This is a genomic window from Micromonospora sp. WMMD708 (assembly GCF_049315245.1).
Classification (GTDB): Bacteria; Actinomycetota; Actinomycetes; order Mycobacteriales; family Micromonosporaceae; genus Micromonospora; species Micromonospora wenchangensis.
Genome location: NZ_CP186060.1, coordinates 3,226,875 through 3,241,479, shown reverse-complemented (window position 1 = coordinate 3,241,479; position 14,605 = coordinate 3,226,875). Strand labels below are relative to the sequence as shown.

The 14,605-nt window shown below is 74.3% G+C and carries 11 protein-coding genes; 4 read left to right on the top strand and 7 right to left on the bottom strand.

All coding sequences use genetic code 11. The annotated features are described in order from the left end of the window. Positions 1–119: 119 nt before the first annotated feature. Positions 120–1,250, top strand: a complete 1,131-nt coding sequence (locus ACN260_RS14335; RefSeq protein WP_422756438.1) for a hypothetical protein — start codon at positions 120–122, stop codon at positions 1,248–1,250. A gap of 48 nt (positions 1,251–1,298) precedes the next feature. After that, a complete protein-coding gene (locus ACN260_RS14330; protein ID WP_422756437.1) occupies positions 1,299–4,520 on the top strand; it encodes a BTAD domain-containing putative transcriptional regulator in 3,222 nt (1,073 codons plus the stop codon). On the opposite strand, the gene ACN260_RS14325 is transcribed toward ACN260_RS14330, so the two are convergent. The 3 genes from ACN260_RS14325 to ACN260_RS14315 form a co-directional block, all read right to left on the bottom strand. After that, positions 4,480–5,307 carry an ABC transporter permease gene (locus ACN260_RS14325; protein WP_422756436.1) on the bottom strand — a complete coding sequence of 276 codons (828 nt, stop codon included), beginning with the start codon at positions 5,305–5,307 and terminating at the stop codon, positions 4,480–4,482. The genes ACN260_RS14330 and ACN260_RS14325 overlap by 41 nt on opposite strands. Beyond that, a complete protein-coding gene (locus tag ACN260_RS14320) occupies positions 5,304–6,284 on the bottom strand; it encodes an ATP-binding cassette domain-containing protein (protein ID WP_422756435.1) in 981 nt (326 codons plus the stop codon). The genes ACN260_RS14325 and ACN260_RS14320 overlap by 4 nt, the downstream gene beginning before the upstream one ends. A 76-nt stretch (positions 6,285–6,360) precedes the next feature. After that, positions 6,361–7,971, bottom strand: coding sequence for an RICIN domain-containing protein (locus ACN260_RS14315; protein WP_422756434.1), 1,611 nt, complete (start codon positions 7,969–7,971; stop codon positions 6,361–6,363). Positions 7,972–8,172: 201 nt separating this feature from the next. Between ACN260_RS14315 and ACN260_RS14310 the strand changes: the two genes are divergently transcribed. Then, a complete protein-coding gene (locus ACN260_RS14310; RefSeq protein ID WP_422756433.1) occupies positions 8,173–8,820 on the top strand; it encodes a DUF2238 domain-containing protein in 648 nt (215 codons plus the stop codon). Between the two features lie 96 nt (positions 8,821–8,916). On the opposite strand, the gene ACN260_RS14305 is transcribed toward ACN260_RS14310, so the two are convergent. After that, on the bottom strand, positions 8,917–10,056 hold the full coding sequence (locus ACN260_RS14305) for a CaiB/BaiF CoA transferase family protein (RefSeq protein ID WP_422756432.1): 1,140 nt from the start codon (positions 10,054–10,056) through the stop codon (positions 8,917–8,919). Beyond that, positions 10,046–11,212: an acyl-CoA dehydrogenase family protein gene (locus ACN260_RS14300; RefSeq protein ID WP_422756431.1), complete on the bottom strand. Its 1,167-nt coding sequence runs from the start codon at positions 11,210–11,212 to the stop codon at positions 10,046–10,048. The genes ACN260_RS14305 and ACN260_RS14300 overlap by 11 nt, the downstream gene beginning before the upstream one ends. Before the next feature lie 161 nt (positions 11,213–11,373). Between ACN260_RS14300 and ACN260_RS14295 the strand changes: the two genes are divergently transcribed. After that, positions 11,374–12,012, top strand: coding sequence for a TetR/AcrR family transcriptional regulator (locus tag ACN260_RS14295; protein ID WP_422756430.1), 639 nt, complete (start codon positions 11,374–11,376; stop codon positions 12,010–12,012). Between the two features lie 60 nt (positions 12,013–12,072). Here the strand turns inward: ACN260_RS14295 and ACN260_RS14290 are convergent, their stop codons facing one another. Together ACN260_RS14290 and ACN260_RS14285 are read right to left on the bottom strand one after the other, a co-directional pair. Continuing rightward, entirely contained in the window at positions 12,073–12,891 is an 819-nt protein-coding gene (locus tag ACN260_RS14290) for an IclR family transcriptional regulator domain-containing protein (protein ID WP_422756429.1), read from the bottom strand. 62 nt (positions 12,892–12,953) lie between these two features. Continuing rightward, a complete protein-coding gene (locus ACN260_RS14285) occupies positions 12,954–14,414 on the bottom strand; it encodes an amidohydrolase family protein (RefSeq protein WP_422756428.1) in 1,461 nt (486 codons plus the stop codon). Positions 14,415–14,605 lie beyond the last annotated feature (191 nt).

The following is a 14,605-nucleotide window of genomic DNA, read 5'->3' as shown; positions in this document are numbered from 1 at the left end:
GTGGCGTACCCCTCAGTGTCCGGCCGGGTGGCGGGATTGACGCGGCGTACGACGACCGGCAAGCTCCTGTGCTCGGATCGTCGGCGGCGGGCGTCGCCGGCCACGGCGGGGGAGGGTCGATGACGCGGCGGCCGGCCATCCGCGTATCGACGCTGCTCACCGCGCTGCTCGTCGTCGGCACGGCGACGGTGGCCGTCCCCGATCCGGCCCGTGCGGCGGCCCCGGCCACGGTGTGCCGGGTCCGCGACGGGCGGCTGACCGAGATCTCCGGCATGGTCGCCACCGACTCCGGGTTCGTGATGGTCAACGACGGCGCCGACGACGCGTCCCGGCGGCGCATCTTCTTCCTCGACGCCCGGTGCGCGGTGGTGCGCACGGTGGCCTACCCGTCGCGGCCCCGCGACACCGAGGACCTGGCGCTCGGCGCGGACGGCACGGTCTGGGTCGCCGACACCGGCGACAACGACCGGACCCGGTCGACGGTGGCACTGTGGAAGCTCGCCCCCGGAACCCGTCGGCCGGTGCTGCACCGCCTGACGTACCCCGACGGGGCGCACGACGCGGAGGCGCTGCTGCTCGACGGGGCGGGCCGCCCGGTGGTGGTGACCAAGCAGGGCGGCAGCGCCGGCGTCTACCTGCCGGCCGGGCCGCTGCGGGTCGGCGCGACGGTGCCGTTGACGCTGGCCGGGCAGGTCCGGTTGCCGCTCACCACGACCCCGAACCCGTACTCGTTCTTCGGCCGCCGGCTGGTCACCGGCGGGGCCGTCGCCCCGGACGGCCGCCGGGTGGTGCTGCGCACCTACGCCGACGCCTTCGAGTACGAGGTGACCGACGGTGACGTGGTGGCCGCGCTGACCGGCGGCACACCCCGGACCGTGCCGCTGCCCGACGAGCCGCAGGGCGAGTCGGTCAGCTACAGCCGCGACGGCCGCTTCCTGCTCACCGTCTCCGAGACCGCCGGCCAGCCGCCCGGCACCCTGCCGACGGTGCTGCGCTACGCCCGCCCGTCGGCCGGGTCGACCGCCACGCCGGCCGGGTCGTCCCCGCCCGCCCCGACGGCGTCCGACCGGGCACCGACGGCGTCCAGCGGAGCACCGGCGGCGGCGTCCCCGGGCGCGGCCCCCGCCCCGGCGCCCCGGGGCGACGTCGGCGCAACCCGGTCGCTGCTGCTGGGGGTCGGGGTGATCGGTGTCGGCCTGCTGCTGGCGGCGCTGGTCGGGGTGGTCAGGTCGCGGCGGACCCGCCGCTGAACCGGGGGACGGCGTCGGCGGGATGCGCCGGTGGGGGATGCTGGACGCGTGCAGATCAGCATCCTCGGCCCGCTCGCCGTCGACGGCCGGCCGGTCCGGGGTGAACGGCTCGCCGCCGTGATCCGCACGCTGGTCGACGCGCGGGGTCGGGCGGTCTCCACCCCGCTGCTGGTGGACGCGGTGTGGGACGGCGCACCGCCGGACGACGCGACCGGCGCGGTGCAGGCCCTGGTCTCCCGGGTACGTCGGCTCGGACTGCCGGTGGTCGCCGTACCGGGTGGTTACCGGTTGCCCGCCGATCAGGTCACCGTCGACGCCGTCCGGGCCCGGTCGCTGCTGGAGCGGGGCCGGGCCGCCCTGCGCGACGGTGCCGGGCCGGCCGCCCGCGACGCCGCCGACGCGGCCCGGGCGCTGTTCCCCGAGGTCCCGGAGTGGGACACCGAGCAGACCCGCCGGCTGTTCGCCGACGTCGTCGTGTTGCGCGCCGAGGCGGCACTGACCGGCCCCGGCCCGTACGACGACAGCGACCTGCGGCGGCTCGTCGCGCGGACCCCGCCGGACGAGCCGTCGGCCGCCCTGCTGGTGCGGATGCTCGCCGCCCAGGGGCGCGACGCCGAGGCCCTGGAGGTGGTCGCGCGGTTGCGCACCGAACTGGCCGACCGCTACGGCAGCGACCCGTCACCGGTGATCAGCGAGGTCCACCTGGCGTTGCTGCGGGGTGAACTGACCGCCCCGGCCGGCCCGGCGTCGCCGGTCGGGTCGACCCGGACCGCGCTGCCGTCCGGGTGGCGGCGGCCGGTGACCGCGCTCGTCGGCCGGGACCGTGAGGTCGAGGCGGTGGAGACGGCGCTGGCCGAGGCGGCCCTGGTGACCGTCGTGGCCACCGGCGGCGCGGGCAAGACCCGGCTCGCCGCGGAGGTGGTACGCCGGGCGGTGGCGGCCGGACGGCCGACCCGGGTGGTCGAACTGGCCGGCCTGCGGGCCGCGGAGGAGGTGCTGCCCACCGTCCTGGCGGCCCTCGGCGGGGCGGACACCACGACGGCCGGCGGCGGCACCCTGGGCCGCGACCGTCGGGTGCTCACCCCGCCGGAGCGGCTGCGTGCCCTGGCACCGGATCTCGACGGCCTGGTGGTGCTGGACAACTGTGAACACCTCCTGGACCCGGTGGCGGCGGTCGTCGCGGACCTGCTCGCGGTGAGCCCACCGGAGGTGGCCGTGCTGGCGACCAGCCGGGCGCCGCTGGGCCTGGCCGCCGAACGGGTGCACCGGTTGACCGTGCTGCCCGACGCCGACGCGGTGGCGCTGGTGGAGTCCCGGGCGCGCGCGGGAGGTGCGGTGCCCACCTGGGACGCCGACCGGGCGTTGGCCCTGTGCCACCGGCTGGACAACCTGCCGCTGGCTCTCGAACTGGCCGCCGCCCGGCTGCGGCACATGCCGATCGACGACGTGCTCGCCGGGCTGACCGACCGGTTCGCGCTGCTCGACGCCGCGCTGCGCGGCCTGCCGGAGCGGCACGCGAGCCTGTGGGCGATGGTCGACTGGAGCCGGGAACTGCTCGCCCCCGCCGACCGGGACTTGCTCCAGCGGGTCGCGGTGGTTCCCGCCCCGTTCACCGCCGACCTCGCCGCCGCCGTCGCCGGTGTCCCCGACGTCCGGCGTGGGCTGGCGCGGCTGGTCGAACAGTCCCTGCTGACCCTCGTCGAGGGCGACGGCCCACCCCGCTACCGGATGCTGGAGACCGTCCGCGAGCACGGCGAGGCCCGGCTCGACGCGGCCGGTGACCGCGCCCCGGCCATGGCCGGCCTGGTCGGCTGGGCCCGGCGGCAGGCGGTCGCGCTGCTCGACCGGTTCATCGGCCCCGACCAGCTCGACGCGTTCGACCGGTGCGCCGCCGAGCAGGACAATCTCGTCGCCGGTCTGCGGTGGGCGGCCGGGCACGACGACGAACCGGCGGTGGTGGACATCGCCACCCCGCTGTTCCACCTGTGGGCGGTGCGGGGCCTGCACCTGGAGGTCTCCGGCTGGTCCCGGGGCCTGCTGCACCTCGACGCCCCCGAGCGGCGGGGCGGCTCGGCGGTCGTCTCCGGCCGGGCCGGCGGTCGGCCGTTGCCCGACGCCGACCGGCTGGCCTGGATGTGCCTGCTGGTGGTGGTCAACGCCGGCATCACCGGCCCGCTCCGGCTCGCCGTGCTCGCCCGCCGGGCCCTGCGCCGGCTGCTGACCGAGCGGCCCCGGGAGGTCTCCTCCCGGCACGCGGTGCTCGCCTCGGTGCTGCCGGCGTTCGACCAGCTCGACCCGGAGCAGGCGCTGCCGGGCACCACCACCCTGATCGAGCATCCCGACCCGTACGTGCAGGGCTTCGGCCTGTTCGCCCGCGCGGCGATCGGGGACAGCGGGGGTCTGCCGACGGCCTCGGTGGCCGACGCCGAGCAGGCGTACCGCCGGTTCGAGACGGCCGGCGACCACTGGGGGATGGCGATGGCGGCGCAGGTCGTCGGGCACGGCCTGACCCCTACCGACGGCAGGTCCACCGAGTGGCTGGCGCGCGGAGTGCACCACATGGAGCTGATCGGCGCCACCCAGGACGTCCGCGCCGCCCGGGTGGTGCTGGACGTGCAGCTCGCGTTGCGCGGTGACCCGGCGGCCGAGCGGCGGTTGGTCGACACGGCCACACCCGGCCAGGGGGAGGAGGTGGAGACCGCGCAGGCGGGCCTGGGGTTGGCCCGCCTCGCCTGGCAGCGCGGGCGGCACGCCGAGGCGCTCGACCACGCCGACGCGGTGGTCCGCACGCTGGCCGGCTGGACCGGTCCGCCGCCGCAGCCCCGGGTGGTGCTGCGGGTCGCGGTGGCGGTGCTGCGCCTGCGGATCGCCGAGGCCTGGCCGGCCGCCCGGCGCGACGTCGACCTCCGGGCCACCGACCTGCTGGCCGCCGCCGGTGCGGAGGCGCTGTCGTCGCGGGACCTGCCGGTGATCGGGACCTGGGCGTTGGGGGGCGCGGAACTGGCCGCCTGGCGCGACGACGTCGGGACCGCCCGGGAGTTGTTCGCGCTCGGCACCCGGCTGGGCAGCAACTCGGCGGCGTTCTTCCCGTCGGGCATCGGGGAACGGCTCACCGCCGCGCTCGGTGACGAGGCGCGGCGGGAGCCGTTGCTGGCCGGGTGGCGGGCGCGGCCGGCCCCCGCGGCTGCCGCCCGCATCGGCGAGCTGATGGACGACCTGCTCGGTCGGGTCAGACCCGCCGACGGTACGCCCGCAGCGCCAGTGGCATGAACACCGCCACGAAGCCGGCGCACCACAGCAGCGTCCACCACACGTGGTTGCCGACCGGGGTGCCGAGGAACAGTCCGCGCATCGCCGTCACCAGGTGGGTCAGCGGGTTCACCGTCACCACCGCCTGCATCCATCCCGGCAGGGTGCCGGCCGCGACGAACACGTTGGACGCGAAGCTCAACGGCATGATCAGCGCGAACATCACCCCCTGCACCGCGCCCGGGGTGCGGACCTTCATCCCGACGTAGACCGGCAGCCAGCTCAGGCAGAGCGCGAACAGCACCGCGAGCAGGCAACCGGCGAGGGCCCGCAGTGGGCCGGACTCGACCCGGAAGCCGAGCAGGTAGCCGATCGCCAGGGTCGACACGGTCACGATCACGTACCGCACCACGTCGCCGAACACCGCGCCGACCAGCGGTGCGGACCGGGGGACGGGCAGCGAACGGAACCGGTCGAAGATGCCCTTGGCGATGTCGGTGTTGAGGTTCACGCCGATCGCGATGCACCCGGTGGCGATGGTCTGCGCCAGGATGCCCGGCAGCAGGTACTGGAGGTAGTCGTGGGTGGAACCGGCGACCGCGCCGCCGAAGACGTACACGAAGATGACCAGGAACAGCACCGGTTGCAGGGTGACGTCGATCAACGCCTCCGGGGTGCGCCAGGTCTTGATCAGGCTGCGTTTGGCCAGTGCCAGCGAGTGCCGCAGCAGGCGCAGCGGCCGGGGCTGTGCCGCGACCGTGGACAGCGTCGGCGCGGTGCGCGGCGGGGTGCCGGTCAGGGTGCTCATGCGGCGACCTCCGTACGGGTGGTGGTGTCGTCGTCGGCCGCGGTCCGGCCGGTGAGGGTGAAGAAGACCTCGTCGAGGCTGGGCAGGTGCAGCGAGAGTTCGGTGACCGCGATGCCGGCGGCGGCCAGCCGGGCGACGCTCTCGGTCAACGCGGAGTCGTCGGTGACCGGCACCGCGAGCACGCCCCTGCGGATCTCGTCGGCGGGCGCGCCGGAGCCCACCCGGGACAGGATCGCCGCCGTCGGGGCCAGCTGCCCCGGGTCGGTGGGCCGCACCTCCAGGGTCTGCCCGCCGACGACCCGCTTGAGCCCGTCCGGGGTGTCGTGGGCGATGACCCGGCCGTGGTCGATCACCGTGATGGCGTCGGCCAGCGCGTCTGCCTCCTCCAGGTACTGCGTGGTGAGCAGCACGGTCGCCCCGTTGCCCACCAGCGACCGGACGACGTCCCACATGTCCTCGCGTTTGGCCGGGTCGAGGCCGGTGGTCGGCTCGTCCAGGAAGATCACGTCCGGTGAGCCGACCAGGCTGGCGGCCAGGTCCAGCCGGCGGCGCATCCCGCCGGAGTAGGTCTTGGCGGGCCGGTTCGCGGCGGCGGTCAGGTCGAACCAGTCGAGCAGTTCGGCCGCCCGCCGCCGCGCGCCGGCCCGGCCGAGTTCCAGCAGCGTCCCGAACAGTTCGAGGTTCTGCCGCCCGGTGAGGTCCTCGTCTACCGAGGCGTACTGGCCGGTGAGGCCGATGGACTGGCGGACCCGCTCGGCCTGGCGTACCACGTCGAGGCCGTTGATCCGGGCGGTGCCGGCGTCGGGGACCAGCAGCGTGGACAGGATGCGCACGGCGGTGGTCTTGCCGGCCCCGTTCGGGCCGAGCACCCCGAGCACGGTGCCCCGGGGCACGGCGAGGTCCACCCCCTGCAACGCCCGGGTGGACCCGAAGGTCTTGACCAGGCCCTCGGCTTCGATCATCAACTCAGCTGTCATGCCGGCCAGCGTGTGCCGGCCGGCTGACACCGCGCCGACATGCCACCGACACGCCGCCGACGCCCCCGCCCGGGGGTCAGCAGCGGACGATCGTCGCGTTGTTCAGGGTGACGTTGCTGATGGTCAGGTTGTCGGCGCAGGGGTTCTCCACGATCCGGTTGTTGACCAGGGTGAAGTTGCGCAGGGTGAGGTCCCGGTTGCCGGGGAACTCGGTGCGTTCGGCGAGCCGGACCTCGCCGCCGCCGCTGATCGTGCCGCCGCTGGTGGCCAGGCTCACCCCGTAGCAGTTCTCGATGAGCACAGCGTTGTTGCCGGTGTTGGCGATGTCGACCCGGTCGATCGTCGCGCCGCCGGACTCGGAGACGCAGAACACGCCCCGGCCGCCGCCGCGGGCCCGGACGGTGCCGACCCGGATGTTGGTCGGGTAGCTGTCGCCGATGCGGCCGTTGCGGTTGGCCATCCGGAACGCGGCGTAGCCGGTGCCGGTGCCGGCGTTCTCGGCGTCGACGGTGGTGACGGTGGCGTTGATGGTCTGGTTGAGCAGCAGACCGGATTCGCCGACGTTGCGGGCGGTGACGGTGCCCACGGTCAGCCCGTCCACGCCGTACGTCTCGACGGCGTGCGAGCTGGCGCCCGAGACGTACACGTTGTCGATGCGCACGTTGCGGGTCCACTGGCTGGTGTCGCCCCGGTTGTCGATGCGCACGCCGAGGCCGGCGGAGAGCCGCATGTCGAGCTGCCCCAGCACGACGTTGGTGACGTTGCGCAGGAAGACCCCGTACAGCGGGGTGCCGGTGAGGGTGAGGTGCTGCACCTCGACCTGGGTGGTTCCCCGGGAGTAGACGGGGGCCTGGTCACCGGAGCCGGTGCCGGTGACGTTGATCGTCCCGCACACGTCGAGGGTGGTGTAGCTGGGCAGCGAGATGCGCGAGTTGGCGCTCATCGTGCCCGAGCCGCGCACCACCACCCGCTGCTTGCTGGTCCGCCCGGCGGTGAGGCTGTTCACCGCGGCCTGCACGGCGGCCCGCAGGTCGGTACCGGTGTGCACGGTCGTGCCCCCGTTGCGGACGGTCCAGGTGCCGCCGGCCAGCACCGCCTCGGCCTGGAACGCGCCGCTGCCGCAGTCGGCCGTGCCGCCGGCCCGGGCGAGCTGCCACTGCTGGTTGGTTCCGTCGAGGTCCTGGTACTGGGAGATCGTCGCCCCGTCGGCGGTGGACCGTTCCCACACGTCGAGGGCCTTGCCGGAGTGCCGGTTGAGCAGCCGGACGTAGCCGCCGGCCGAGTCGACGAGCCGGAAGTGCTGCCGGGTGTTGCCGCCGGCCGCCGGGTTCTGCACCAGGGCGGTGCCGTCGAGGGCGTTGGGCAGTTCGAGGACCTTGCCGCTGTGCGCCGAACGGATCTGGTAGTAGCCGCCGCCGACGTCGACGAACCGCCACTGCTGCACGGCGAGGTCGTTGCGGGTGTACTGCTTGACGGGCGCGCCGTCGGCGGTGGACCAGTCGTACAGGTCCATCGCCTTGCCGCTGTTGCGGTTGACGAGCACGTAGTTCACGCCGGTGTCGACGGTGGCCGCCGAGGCGGCCGGCGGGGCGAGGGCGGTGGCGGCGGCGACCAGGGCGAGGGTGGTGACGGCCAGCAGGCCGAGCCGCCGGGGACGGGGACCTCGGGTGCGGGTGGCGGGTGGCATGGGGCTCCTTCCGTGGAGGTGGGATGCCGGGACGGGCGACCTCCGCCTGCACGGTATCGATGGATGTGGATTGGCCGCAATTCCCCCGTTCGCCGTCGCCCGGGACGTCCGGCCCGACGATCCCGACCCGGTGCGTGCGCTGTTATCGTCGGCGGCCGGGCGGCGACCGGGCCGCCCGTCGACATCGGACAGGTGGTCGCCGTGACCCGGGCCCGTACCCTCGTCCCGCCTGTGCTGCTGGGCCTCGTCGTGGTGGCGCTGGTGCTGTCCGGCATCCGGCCGTACGACCGGCTGACCTGGCTGCTGGAGACGGTCTGGGTGATCGTCGGCCTGCCGGTGGTGCTGCTGGTGTGGCGGCGTTTCCCGCTGACCACCCTGCTGTGCTGCCTGCTGGCGGCGCACGCGCTGGTCCTCGTCATCGGCGGGCACTGGACCTACGCGCGGGTCCCGGCGGGTGACTGGGTACGCGACGCGCTCGGCCTCTCCCGCAACCCGTACGACCGGCTCGGGCACTTCGTGCAGGGCTTCGTCCCGGCGATCCTGGTCCGCGAGATCCTCGTGCGCCGCTCCCCGCTGCGCGGCAGTCGCTGGCTCGCCCCGCTGGTGGTCTGCGCCTGCCTCGCCTTCAGCGCCTTCTTCGAGATGATCGAGTGGTGGTCCTCGGTCGCCGGTGGCTCCGCCGCCGACGACTTCCTCGGCACCCAGGGCGACGTCTGGGACACCCAGTGGGACATGTTCCTCGCACTGGTCGGGGCGCTCACCTCGCTGGCCCTGCTCAGCCGGTGGCACGACCGCCAGTTGCCGGCCACCACCCCCGCCCGTCCGGCCCCCGCCGTCGCGGTGGGCTGACCGGCCCGGTCCGCCGCCGCTCCGGCCCGACTGGACCGCCGGTCGGCCACCGCCGCACCCGGTGCGGCGCCGGACCGGTTCCCGCCGGCCGGCAGGTCACGGTCGGGCGGCCCAGGCGTCGAGGACCGTGGCGACGTCCAGCCGGTCGGCCGGGTCCGGTGCCGGTCGGGGCGGCGGCGCGGGCGTCCGGGCGAACCGGGGCGCCGGCGCCGGCTGCACCTCGCCGTCCACCGTGACGAACGTGTCCCGGGCGGCGTTGTGCGGATGGCGGTGCGCCTCGGTGGGGGCGAGCACCGGTGCGACGCAGGCGTCGAGGTCGGAAAAGACCGCCGTCCACTCGTCGCGGGTGCGTTCGGCGAACCGGCCGGCGAACCGGCGGCGCAGTTCCGGCCAGCCGGCCGGGTCGTACTGGGCGGGTAGCGTCGGGTCGTCGGCCAGGCCGAGGCCGGTCAGCAGCGCGGCGTAGAACGCCGGCTCCAGCGCGCCCACCGCCACGAACCGGTCGTCGGCCGTGCGGTAGGTGTCGTAGAACGGCGCGCCGCCGTCGAGCAGGTTGCCGCCCCGGGGCGCGCTCCACCGGCCCGCGCCGAGCATTCCGTGCAGGAACGCGGTGAGCAGCGCCGACCCGTCGACCATCGCGGCGTCGACGACCTGCCCGAGACCGGAGCGTTCCCGTTCCAACAGCGCGGCCAGCACACCGGTGACGAGCAGCATCCCACCCCCGGCGAAGTCGCCGAGCAGGTTCAGCGGGGCGTGCGGGCGGTGCCCGGGCCGGCCCAGTGGCTCCAGCGCGCCGGCCAGCGCGATGTAGTCGATGTCGTGCCCGGCGCGGGTGGCCAGCGGGCCGTCCTGCCCCCAGCCGGTCATCCGGGCGTACACCAGGCGGGGGTTGCGGTCCCGGCAGGCCCGCGGCCCGAAACCGAGCCGCTCGGCCACCCCCGGCCGGTACGCCTCGACCAGCACGTCGGCCCGCTCGACCAGGCGCAGCAGGTCGGCCACCCCGGCGGAGGTCTTCAGGTCCAGCGCGGTGACCCGCCGTCCCCGGTGCAGCGGGCCGGTCGTCGGGATGCTCAGCCGCCCCGGGCCGACCCCGCCCGGCCGGTCGACGCGCACCACGTCCGCGCCGAGGTCGGCCAGCACCATGCAACCGAACGGGGCCGGGGCGAGGCTGGCCAGCTCCACGACCCGTACCCCGGCCAGCGGTCCGCCGGTGGGCGCGTCGGGGTCAGAGGGCACGGGCGATCAGCTCCTTCATGATCTCGTTGGTGCCGCCGTAGATCTTCTGCACCCGGGCGTCGGCGTACATCCGGGCGATCGGGTACTCGGTGGTGTAGCCGTAGCCGCCGAACAGTTGCAGGCACCTGTCGACGATCTCGCACTGTCCCTCGGTGAGCCAGGCTTTCGCCATCGCCGCAGTGGCCACGTCCAGTTCGCCCCGGTCGTGCCGGCCGATGCAGTCGTCGAGGAACACCCGGCTGACCCGGGTCCGGGTGACGCACTCGGCCAGCACCATCCGGGTGTTCTGGTGGCCGATCAGCGGCCTGCCGAAGGCGGTGCGTTCCTTGACGTACGCGGTGGTCAGCTCGACGGCCCGCTGCATCGCCGCCACCGCGCCGATGCCGATGACCAGGCGTTCCTGGGGCAGTTGTCGCATCATCTGGCCGAAGCCGAGCCCCTCGGCCCCGCCGAGCAGGTTCTCCGCCGGCACCCGCAGCCCGTCGAAGAACAGCTCGGCGGTGTCGTTGCCGTGCAGCCCGATCTTGGACAGCAGCCGGCCCCGCCGGAATCCGGCCGGTTCGTCGCCGACCTCGCAGACCAGCAGGGAGATGCCTGCGGCGCCCTGCGTCGGGTCGGTCTTGACGGCCAGGACGACCAGGTCGGCGAGGCCGCCGTTGCTGATGAACGTCTTGGCCCCGGTGACCAGGTAGTCGTCGCCGTCGCGCACGGCCCGGGTCCGGATCGCCTGTAGGTCGGAGCCGCCGTCGGGTTCGGTCATCGCGATCGCCCCGACCAGTTCCCCCCGGCACAGTCCGGGCAGCCAGCGCCGCTTCTGCTCGGCGCTGCCGTAGGCGACCAGGTAGCCGGTGACGATGCCGCTGTGCACCCCCAGCCCGAGGGTGCTCTCCCCGACGTGTGCCTGCTCGTGCAGCAGGACCGCCTCGTGGGTGAAGTCGCCGCCGCCCCCGCCGTACTCCTCGGGCACGGAGAGGCCGAGCAGGCCCAGCTCACCGGCGCGCCGGTAGTGGTCGCGGTCCGGGTGGCCCTGGGCCAGCAGCCGTTCGGTGTGCGGCAGCACCTCCCGGGTGAAGAAGTCGCGGGCCAGGTCGGCGAGGTCGTCGTGTTCGGGCGCGCGCCACGGCGGGGTGTAGGTGTCGAGTCCAGGCGTCGGCATGGGTCCACCCTCACGCCCTGTTGGCGACGTGTCAACAATCTTTGATCATCGTCCGGCGTCACCTCCCGCCCCCGCCGGCCGGCAGCCCGCCGCCGCCCGGCTGACGGGACCGGCCCGCCGACCCGGAACACGCGCGCCCACCTGCCGATAGGGTTCGGCGGATGAGCGTTGACACCGAACCCCGGCGACGGCGGCTGGAGCCCGACGCCCGGCGGGGGCAGATCCTCGCCTGCGCGGTACGGCTGTTCGGCGTGCGCCCGTACGCGGACGTGTCGACCACCGACGTCGCCCGCGAGGCCGGGGTGGCCCGGGGCCTGATCAACCACTACTTCGGCACCAAGAAGCAGCTCTACCTGGAGGTCGTGCGGGTGATGGCGACGGTGCCCGGGGTCGCCGTCGAGCGGCTGCCCGACGGCGACCTGCGCACCCGGGTCGACGCCAGCGTCACCTGGTTCCTCGACGTGGTCTGCCGGCACCGCGACTCATGGCTGGCCGCCGTGACCGCCGGTGGGATGGGCCACGACGCCGACGTGGCCCGGGTGCTCACCGAGGCCGAGGAGGTCGCGGCGGACAGCGTGCTCGTCGCGGTGGGGCTGGCCGACGTCACGGCCTGCCGTGCCGAGCTGCGCGGCATGATCCGGGCGTACGGGGGGCTGGCCACCTCGACCGCCCGGGAGTGGCTCCAGCGGGGCGCGCTGGACCGCGACCAGGTGCACCTGCTGCTGACCGCCACCCTGCTGACCATCGTGGAGCAGGTCTACCCGACCATCGTCGGCCGCTCCGCCTCCCGTCCGGCCTGATCGTCACCGGCGGCCGTGCCGGCTGCGGGAGACGCGCGTCGAAGCGGCTCGACCGACGGCTCAGCCTGGGTGGTGCGGGGCGGTCCGCTGCACCGTCATCGGCACGGTGTCCAGCCGGGCCCAGTCCCGGCTGATCTCGGCGGCGGTGCGCAGCAGGCGGGGCAGGTGTTCGTCGGTGAGCCGTTCCAGTGAGGTCTCGGCGGCGTGCACGGTGACGTTGAGCGCGGCCACCACCCGGCCGTCGCCGTCGCGTACCCCGGTGGCGACCGACCGGATGCCGGCGGCCAGGTCCTGGTCGGCCAGGGCCCAGCCGCGTGCCCGCACCTCGCGCAGTTCCCGGTCCAGCTCGTCGCGGTCGGGCTGCCAGCGGGCGGCGATGCCGGAGCGGCTCGGCACGGCCAGCACGGCGGTGAGTTCGGCCGGGGTGAGGGCGGCCAGCAGCACCTTGCCCATCGAGGTGGCCACGGCCGGGAACCGGGTGCCGATGGTCACCGCGAGCGTGACGATCTTGGGCACGGCGACCCGGGACACGTAGACGATGTCGCTGCCGTCGAGCTGGGCCAGCGAGGTGGACTCGTCGGTCTCGGCGACGAGCTGGCGCATGTGCGGGCGGGCGACGTCCCAGATGCTCAGCGAGTTGACGTACGCCACGCCCAGCTCCAGCACCCGGGGGGTGAGCGTGAAGCCCCGGTCGGCGGCGCGCACGTAGCCCAGCTCCTCCAGGGTGAGCAGGATGCGGCGGACGGTGGGGCGGGCCAGCCCGGTCACCGCGGCGATCTCGCTGAGCGTCATCGTCGGCTGGCCCGGACGGAAGCAGCGCAGCACGTCGAGGCCGCGCGCCAGCGCCTCGATGAAGTCGGTTCCGGCCTCGCGCCCCATGGAGTCCCTCCGCTGGCTGCCCCGCACCCGGCGGGCGGTCACCCGCCGGGCGCGTCGGATGGCTAATGTTTCCACTGTGCCGAGCCGGCGTCCCACTCGGTGTAGGTGTACGGGTTGTCCAGCACCGCCGTCTCGGGGACGTCCGGGTTCATCCCCTTCTCCCAGGCGTCGACGCCCATCGTGCCGGTGAGGTGCTCGACGGTGCGTTCCACCGCGGCGCGGGCGGCGGCGAGGTCGACGTCGACCAGCCGGTGCTCGTGCTTGACCACCCGGCCGTCGACCAGCACCGTGTGCACGTCGCCGCGTTGGGCCTGGAACACCACGTGGCCGTAGGGGTGCAGGATCGGGAACATCACCGGCGAGCGGTCGTTCTTGATCAGCACCACGTCCGCCTTGCGGCCGGGGGTGAGGGCGCCGACGAGGTGGTCGAGGCCGAGCGCCCGGGCGCCGCCCCGGGTGGCCCACTCCACCACCTGCTCGGCGCGCAGGTGGCAGTGGGTGACCGTCTCCTGTCGACCGTGTGCCTCGAGGTGTTCCCGGGAACGGTCGGCGCTCAGCGTGGCGCGCATCGCGGAGAACAGGTCGCCGCTCCACCAGACGCTGGTGTCCATGGACAGCGAGACCGGGATGTCGTGCTGGCGTAGCTGCCAGGTGGGCGGGTAGCCCTGGCCGGCGCTCTGCTCGCTCTCGGTGGACACCGAGACCGAGCCGCCGGTGGCCGCGATCCGGTGGTACGAGTCGCGGTTGAGGGTGGCGGCGTGCACGTAGACGGTCGACTCGGTCATGAACCCGTGCTCGTGCATCAGCCGGATGCCGTCGTCGTTGGTGGCCCCCCACACCCCGGCGTGGGTGGTGACCGGCACGCCGAGGTCGCGGGCGACCTCGAAGGCGGCCCGCTCGGGGAAGGCCGGGTCGCCGGTGACGTCGAAGGCCATCTGGAAGCCGAGCCGGTCGCCGCGACCGTGGATGCGGCGGTTGACGAAGTCGCGGAACCCGGGGGTGGTGGCCCACTCCCACGGCCCCTGTTGCAGGTTGCCGTAGGCGAGCACGAACCGGCCCGGCACCGCCTCCAGGGCGTCGACGGCGGCGTCAGCGTGCTGCGGGGTTTGCAGGCCGTGCGACCAGTCCACGGTGGTGGTGACCCCGGCGTCGATCGCCTCGATGGCGGCGAGCAGGTTGCCGGCGTGGACGTCCTCGGGGCGGAACAGCTTGCCGGATTCCAGGTAGTACCAGACGAAGTACTGGGTGAGTGTCCAGTCGGCACCGTAGCCGCGCATCGAGGTCTGCCACATGTGCCGGTGGGTGTCGATCATGCCGGGCATGACGATGCCGCCGGCCGCGTCGATCTCCCAGGTGCCCTCGGGCACGTCGAGCCCCATGCCGACGGCGGCGATCCGGTCGTCGACGACCAGCACGTCGGCGCGGGGGAGCACCGTGTGGGTGTCGTCCATGGTCAGCACCAGGCCGTTGCGGAAGACCACCGGCCGGCCCGCCGCCGGTGTCCGCCCCTCGTTCGCGCTCATCGCCGCCACTTCCGTTCCGAGGTCTGCGGACGATCGTCCGCTCTACGGTCAGATCAAGTTTCGCCAGTGTGTTCCCGGTCACCGGCCATGTCAAGAGCGAGTTGCCGAACTGTTTCCGGTCGTTGCAGACGGCGTGGACCTGGGATTTTCCCGGGAATTGCCTCGGGGTGTTGACGTCGGGCGGGTGCGTC

Bases quoted from the DNA above. Each gene is read 5' to 3' on its own strand.
- ACN260_RS14300 (WP_422756431.1), bottom strand. From the start codon at position 11,212: ATGCCGACGCCTGGACTCGACACCTACACCCCGCCGTGGCGCGCGCCC.
- ACN260_RS14295 (WP_422756430.1), top strand. From the start codon at position 11,374: ATGAGCGTTGACACCGAACCCCGGCGACGGCGGCTGGAGCCCGACGCC.
- ACN260_RS14285 (WP_422756428.1), bottom strand. From the start codon at position 14,414: ATGAGCGCGAACGAGGGGCGGACACCGGCGGCGGGCCGGCCGGTGGTC.
- ACN260_RS14315 (WP_422756434.1), bottom strand. From the start codon at position 7,971: ATGCCACCCGCCACCCGCACCCGAGGTCCCCGTCCCCGGCGGCTCGGC.
- ACN260_RS14325 (WP_422756436.1), bottom strand. From the start codon at position 5,307: ATGAGCACCCTGACCGGCACCCCGCCGCGCACCGCGCCGACGCTGTCC.
- ACN260_RS14335 (WP_422756438.1), top strand. From the start codon at position 120: ATGACGCGGCGGCCGGCCATCCGCGTATCGACGCTGCTCACCGCGCTG.
- ACN260_RS14320 (WP_422756435.1), bottom strand. From the start codon at position 6,284: ATGACAGCTGAGTTGATGATCGAAGCCGAGGGCCTGGTCAAGACCTTC.
- ACN260_RS14290 (WP_422756429.1), bottom strand. From the start codon at position 12,891: ATGGGGCGCGAGGCCGGAACCGACTTCATCGAGGCGCTGGCGCGCGGC.